The following is a 6,585-nucleotide window of genomic DNA, read 5'->3' on the forward strand; positions in this document are numbered from 1 at the left end:
GTTTCTCCTAGGCCCGGTGCGCGACGCGTTCGCCGAGCAAACCAGCCGGGCGGAAGACCAGCACCAGAATCAGTACCATAAAGGCGAAGATATCCTGGTAGTTGCTGCCAAAGACGCCGTGGGTCAGGTCGCCGAGATAGCCGGCCCCCAGGGATTCGATCAGGCCCAGTAGCAGGCCGCCGACCATCGCGCCGCGAATATTACCGATGCCGCCGAGCACCGCGGCGGTAAAAGCCTTAATGCCGGGCAGAAAGCCCATAGAGAAGCCGGCGCTGCCGTAGTTGCTGGCCATCATCACGCCAGCCAGCGCGGCGAATACGCCGCCGATGGCGAAAGTCAGGATGATAATCGCGTTGGGGTTAACCCCCATCAGCGTGGCGATGCGTGGATTTTCCGCTACCGCGCGCATACCGCGACCTAAGCGGGTGTACTCCACCAGCAGCCACAGGCCGAGCATCACCGCGAGGGCCAGCGCGACGGTGACGATACCGGTGACGGTAACGAGAGCCGGAGGATGCGCTGCGCTGCCGTGGGTCACGGCGATCGGATCCATGGGCAGGATCTGCGGGAACATCAGCGGATTGCGCGACCAGACGATCATCGCCACGGTTTGCAGCAGTACCGAGACGCCGATCCCGGAGATCAGCGGCGCCAGGCGCGGGGCGTTGCGCAGGCGGCGGTAGGCAAAGCGCTCGATCGCCATCGCCAGCAGGGCGCACACCGCCATGGCCAGCAGCAGCGCCAGCCCCAGCTGCGCCAGCGGCGGCAGATTGGGGAAATGGGCATTCAGCGCGTTCATCCCGGAAAGGGTGGTTAACGCGCCGACCATCAGAATATCGCCGTGGGCAAAGTTAATAATGCGCAGAATGCCATACACCATGGTGTAGCCGAGCGCGATCAGGGCGTAGATGCTGCCGAGCATGACCCCGTTGATTATTTGTTGTATGAGTGTGTCCAACTGGTTCTTCCGACAAGATGCTCAAATAATAGCTACCATCCAACAAATGAATTAAATTGTAAAATACGCATATATTCTTTCTTATGATAAATGCGTTTTTAACTATCTTTATGATTTTTAATATAATTAAATAAAGCATCGAGTCGTGAAATACGCTAAGAAAATCAACATATGAAAAAAACAGAACAGTCAGAGGGGCCGGTTAGCTGGTCGGAGAGTACGTTAGCCAACGATCCGCCGCTGCGGGCGGTACGCGCCTTCGAGGCGATCGCACGCCTCGGCAGCGTGACCCTGGCGGCGCAGGAGCTGGCGATTTCACCCTCGGCGGTCAGCCACCAGCTGAAGGTGCTGGAAGGCTATTTGCAGATCCCGCTTACCGAACGCCAGGGGCGGCGGCTGACTCTCAGCCAGCAGGGGCGGGAGTATTATCGCTCGATCCGCGCGGCGTTTAACGTGCTGCGCCAGGCGACCGAACATCTGGTCGATCAGGTGCAAACCCAGCAGGTGACGATCAGCCTGATCCCGCTGTTTGGTATGGGCTGGTTTATTCCCCGTCTGCCGTCGTTCATGCACGCCAATCCGCATACCGAAATCAACGTGGTTTACGCCAACCACCGCAACTACCTTAGCGATGCTTCCGATATGTCGATCCGCTTTGGCAACGGTCACTGGGTGGGCTATCAAAGCGAAAAGCTGATTTCCGGCAAAATGGTGCCGGTATGCAGCCAGGCTTTTTTGCGCCTGCATGGGCATATTGATACCCCGGAGCAGCTGTTGCAGATGCCGCTGCTGCACGACGAGGAGCGTACGACATGGAACCAGTGGTTTGTGCAGCAGGGGGTTAAACGCCCGCCGCGCTCGACGGGGCCGCTGTTTGAAGATGGCCTGCTGACCCTGGCGGGGGTACAGGCCGGGCTGGGCTGTGCGCTGATGCGCGAGCCGCTGATCGCTCCCTATCTGAAGAGCGGCGAGCTGGTGAAAATCTTCGCTGCGGCAATAGATGATGGCCGGGATTACTATCTCTGCGTGCGTCAGGATAGCGAGATGACCCCCAACGGCAAGCTCTTACAGAGCTGGCTGCGTCAGCAGGCCCTCGGGTGATCTTCACTTAAGAATTTACTTAATCCAGCTCACACTTTTGCCCGGTCGCCGTTGTCATTGAGCAGGGACGCTTAGATAATCCGCCGAAATAACCCATTTTTATGATGGCGTGCTACTGCGAAAGCAGGCAAGACCAAAATAGAAATGCTCTCCCGCCAAGGGGAGCGTCTCTGTTTTGGTCTTTTTTTTTGCCCCAACACCAGGGAACACTATGAACTATAACCAAACAGCAGACAAAATCCTCCACGCGGTGGGCGGTGCGGAGAATATCCGCATGCTCACCCATTGCGCGACCCGGCTACGCATGGAGTTCAACGACCGCGCCAGGGTTAACGATGCGCAGATTGGCACCATCCCCGGCGTGATCAGCGTGGTGGAGAAGGGCGGCCAGTTCCAGATTGTTATCGGCAATGAGGTGCAGCAGGTTTATCGCCTGCTCCATAAGGCCCTGCCGGAGAAGAAAAGCCCGACCAGCGGCGACAAAAACGCCAGGCCGACCGGCATCGTCGCGCGGGTTATCAGCGTCATTTCGACCACCTTCACCCCGGTGATCCCGGCGATTACCGGCGCGGGGATGATTAAAGCGCTGTTGGCCATTCTCAAGCTCACGGGGGTGATTAGCGAAACCAGCTCGACGTATCAGCTGCTGAATATTATTGCCGATGCCGCCTTCTTCTTCCTGCCGGTGCTGCTGGCCTACGGCGCGTCGCTGAAGTTTGAATGCAACCCGATTCTGGCGATGACCCTCGCCGGCGTGCTGCTGCATCCGGGCATCGGCCAGATGCTGGCGGCCGGTAAAGCGGTCGATTTTGTCGGTATCAAGGTCCTGCTTTCCGATTATGCCGGTTCGGTGCTGCCGATCATTCTGACCGTGTGGCTGATGTCGTGGGTGGAGCGTTTTGCCGAAAAAGTGTCGCCCTCGATTATCAAATTCTTCGTTAAGCCGATGCTGATTCTGCTGATCACCGCGCCGCTGGCGCTGGTGGTGGTCGGCCCGGCGGGCATTTTGCTTAACGACCTGGTCGCCGCCGGGGCGGGCGCTATCGACCGCCACGCCAGCTGGTTGATCCCGATGCTGATGGGCACCCTGCAGCCCTTCCTGATTATTACCGGTACCGCGTGGGCGATGACGCCGATCGCCACCGGTCAGCTGAGTAAAAGCGGTTACGAGATGATTAACGGCCCGGGGATGCTGGCCTCAAACGTGGCGATGGGCGCGGCGACGCTGTGCGTGGCGCTGAAAACCAAAAATAGCAACCTGCGCCAGCTGGCCTCTTCATCGGGCTTTACCGCGCTGCTGGGGATCACCGAACCGGCGCTGTACGGGGTGCTGCTCAAGTTCCGCCGGGTGCTGATTGCCGCGATGATCGGCGGCGGCTGCGCCGGGGTCTATGCCGGGGTGAGCGGGCTGGTGCGCTACGCCTTTGTCTCGCCAGGTCTTGCGGCGCTGCCGGCGTTTATCGGCGAAAACCCGATGAACATCGTCCATGCGCTGGTGACCTGCGCGATTTCCATCGTGGTGACCTTTACCCTGACCTGGTTTATCGCCTTCAAAGATGTTCCTGAGGAACAAGAAGAGGTGGGCGAGGCGCCGCAGCCTGCGGTCAGCGCCAAAAGCGAGGGGGAAACTGAAGTATTAAGCCCGCTGCGCGGTCAGGTGGTGGCGCTCAGTGAAGTGAACGATGACGTTTTCTCCGGCGGTCTGCTGGGCGAGGGGCTGGCGATTCGTCCTGAGGAAGGAGTCCTGCGCGCGCCGTTTAGCGGCACGGTGATGATGTTTCTGCCTTCCTGCCACGCCGTTGGTCTGCAGAGCGACAGCGGTCTTGAGCTGCTGATCCATATCGGTATTGATACCGTAAATCTTAACGGCCAGCACTTTAGCTCGACGCTGAAGGTCGGCGATAGAGTAGAGTCGGGGCAGGCGCTGATCCGCTTTGATATTCCCGCCATCGAACAGGCCGGGTATGACCTGATTACGCCGGTGATTGTGGTCAACGGCGATGAACAGCACGCTCTGCGCCTCACCGCCGCCGCGCAGGTGGATTACGGCGAACCGCTGATGGTGCAATCCGCTAAGGAGGCGCAGGCATGATCTATCAACAGCAGGCCCGGTTCCCGGACGGTTTTCTGTGGGGCGCGTCCACCTCGGCCTATCAGGTTGAGGGCGCGTGGAATGAAGACGGTAAAGGACCGTCGGTGGTCGACATGCTCAGCCATCCGCCGGGAACGGCGGACTTCCGCATCGCCAGCGACCATTATCATCGCGTGGAAGAGGACGTCGCGCTGATGGCGCAAATGGGGCTGAAGGCCTACCGCTTTTCGCTGGCCTGGTCGCGGGTGATACCTGACGGCGACGGCCCGGTGAATCCGGGCGGGCTGGCCTTTTATCACCGCCTGATCGACGCCCTGACCCGCCACGGGATCACCCCCATCGTGACGCTCTACCACTTCGACCTGCCGTGGGCGCTGGAGCTCAAAGGCGGCTGGCTGAACCGCAAAACCGGGGAGGCATTCGTGCGCTATGCCAGGCTGCTGTTCAGCGAATTTGCCGCCAAAGTTCCGCTCTGGCTGACCATCAACGAACAGAACACCATGATCCTCCATCCCGGCGCGATTGGCGTGCCCGCCGATCGTGAACTGCCGGATAAGAAGGCGCTGTACCAGCAGAATCACCATATGATGCTGGCCCAGGCGCAGATCTTCGCCCTGTGCCACCGCGAGTTCCCCGGGCTGCGCATCGGCCCGGCGATAAACACCACGTCGATGTACGCCGAAAGCTGTAAACCGGAGGATGCCATCGCCGCGCATAACTGGGAGACGCTGCGCTGCTGGAGCTTTCTGGATGTGGCGGTGCATGGACGCTACAACGCCCTGGCGTGGGCCTACATGCAGGACCGCGGCCTCGCGCCGGAACTGCAGCCAGAAGATGCGCTGATTTTGCAGCAGGGGCGGCCGGACTTTATCGCCATTAACTACTACTCCACCGCTACCATTGCCGCCAGTCGGGGCGATGGCGCAGACGTTGCGCCCCGCGCGGGTGACCAGCAAATTATGCTGGGCGAAGAGGGGGTTTATCGCCCGGCGGAAAACCCGTGGGTTGGCAAAACCCCCTACGGCTGGGTCGTCGACCCGGTGGGGCTGCGCCTGACGCTGCGCAAAGTGTGCGAGCGCTACGGCCTGCCAATTCTGATTAGCGAAAACGGCATGGGCGCGCCGGATAAGCTCGAGCATGACGGGACGGTGAATGACGATTACCGCATCGCCTTCTTACAGGCGCATATTGAGCAAATGCGGCTGGCGATTGCCGACGGCGTATCCCTGATGGGCTACTGCCCGTGGGCGGCAATTGACGTGGTCAGCACCCATCAGGGATACGCCAAGCGCTACGGTTTTATTTATGTCGATCGCGGTGAGGATGACCTGAAGAGCCTGCAAAGGATCCGCAAACGCAGCTTCTGGTGGTATAAGGATGTCATCGCGCAAAACGGCAACCACGATGAGTCGCAGAGATGATTGTTCAGAAGGTGCTCAATAATAGCCTCGTGCTCTCTATGGATGACGATAGCAGGGAGGTTATCGTCATGGGGAAAGGCATTGGCTTCAACAGCCGACCCGGGGATGAGATTGCCGCGGAGAAGATCGAGAAGCTATTCGTGACCCAGGCGCTCGGCGCGCGCAGCGGCTATCTCGAGGCGCTCTCCGCCATCCCGGACGAGGTCATCGAAATGGCGGCGATGATTATTTCCCGCGCCAATATGCAGCTTGCCAGCAAGGTTCGCGAGCAGATTTTCTTGACCCTCGCCGACCACCTGACCTTCGCCATTGAGCGCAGCCGCAAAGGGATCGCCATTCAAAACCGTCTGCTGCCGGAAGTGAGGCGTTTCTATCCGCAGCAGTTCCGCGTCGCCAGCGAAGCGGTGACGATTATTCGCCAGCAGTACGGGATTGAACTGCCGGAAGAGGAGGCGGGGAATATCGCGTTTCATCTGGTTAACGGCCAGAGCGAGGGCGACGACGTGGCGCAGACCATGCAGTCGGTGAAGATGCTGAAGGATATTTTTAATCTCGTGCAGTACCACTTTAAGCAGCAGATAGACACCGGGTCGATTAACTACTCGCGCTTTCTGATCCATATGCAGTTTTTCCTCCAGCGTTTACAGGAGGGGGAGCTGGACGGCGCGCGGGACAGTTTTCTGCTGGTGCAGGTGATTAAGGAGTATCCGGACGCTTACCGCTGCGCGCTGCGGATCCGCGATTACGTTAAGGCCCAGCTCGATATCACCCTCGGCGGCAACGAGCTGCTGTGGCTCACCGTGCATCTGGTGCGGATTAGCGGCCTCGATGCGTGAGTGTGTTCGATGAATAGGGCGCATTACCTTTTTTGTCCTTACGACGAAAGTCGTCGCCGATGGCTGACAACATGCGCTTTTCCGGAATCGCCCGGCGGCGCGTGGCTTGCGCGGGCCTACGGAAAACGCATAGCCTGCGGATATTAGGGGTTTTGTAGGCCGGGTAAGGCGCTAGCC

General features: G+C 59.4%; 6 protein-coding genes. 4 read left to right on the forward strand and 2 right to left on the reverse strand.

Annotated elements, in window-relative coordinates; translation table 11 throughout:
* Positions 1 to 7 precede the first annotated feature (7 nt).
* Complete coding sequence (locus BV390_RS27830; RefSeq protein ID WP_032689093.1) at positions 8 to 958, reverse strand: branched-chain amino acid ABC transporter permease; 951 nt, start codon at positions 956 to 958, stop codon at positions 8 to 10.
* A 171-nt stretch (positions 959 to 1,129) separates the two neighbouring features.
* Between BV390_RS27830 and BV390_RS27835 the strand changes: the two genes are divergently transcribed.
* From BV390_RS27835 to licT, 4 genes are all read left to right on the forward strand, one after another.
* Complete coding sequence (locus tag BV390_RS27835) at positions 1,130 to 2,059, forward strand: LysR substrate-binding domain-containing protein (protein WP_032689091.1); 930 nt, start codon at positions 1,130 to 1,132, stop codon at positions 2,057 to 2,059.
* Between the two features lie 211 nt (positions 2,060 to 2,270).
* The gene (locus BV390_RS27840) at positions 2,271 to 4,151 is read left to right on the forward strand and encodes a beta-glucoside-specific PTS transporter subunit IIABC (protein ID WP_064384204.1); all 1,881 of its coding nucleotides are present in this window, start codon (positions 2,271 to 2,273) and stop codon (positions 4,149 to 4,151) included.
* Positions 4,148 to 5,572, forward strand: coding sequence for a glycoside hydrolase family 1 protein (locus tag BV390_RS27845; protein WP_085397570.1), 1,425 nt, complete (start codon positions 4,148 to 4,150; stop codon positions 5,570 to 5,572). The genes BV390_RS27840 and BV390_RS27845 overlap by 4 nt, the downstream gene beginning before the upstream one ends.
* Positions 5,569 to 6,408, forward strand: a complete 840-nt coding sequence (gene licT, locus BV390_RS27850; protein WP_032689086.1) for a BglG family transcription antiterminator LicT — start codon at positions 5,569 to 5,571, stop codon at positions 6,406 to 6,408. The genes BV390_RS27845 and licT overlap by 4 nt, the downstream gene beginning before the upstream one ends.
* On the opposite strand, the gene BV390_RS31350 is transcribed toward licT, so the two are convergent.
* Positions 6,389 to 6,585 (reverse strand): hypothetical protein (locus BV390_RS31350; RefSeq protein WP_206098735.1); only part of this gene is annotated, 197 nt, incomplete at its 5' end. The two genes, licT and BV390_RS31350, sit on opposite strands and share 20 nt — an antisense overlap.

The organism is Klebsiella sp. YJ (assembly GCF_002108615.1).
Classification (GTDB): Bacteria; Pseudomonadota; Gammaproteobacteria; order Enterobacterales; family Enterobacteriaceae; genus Klebsiella; species Klebsiella planticola.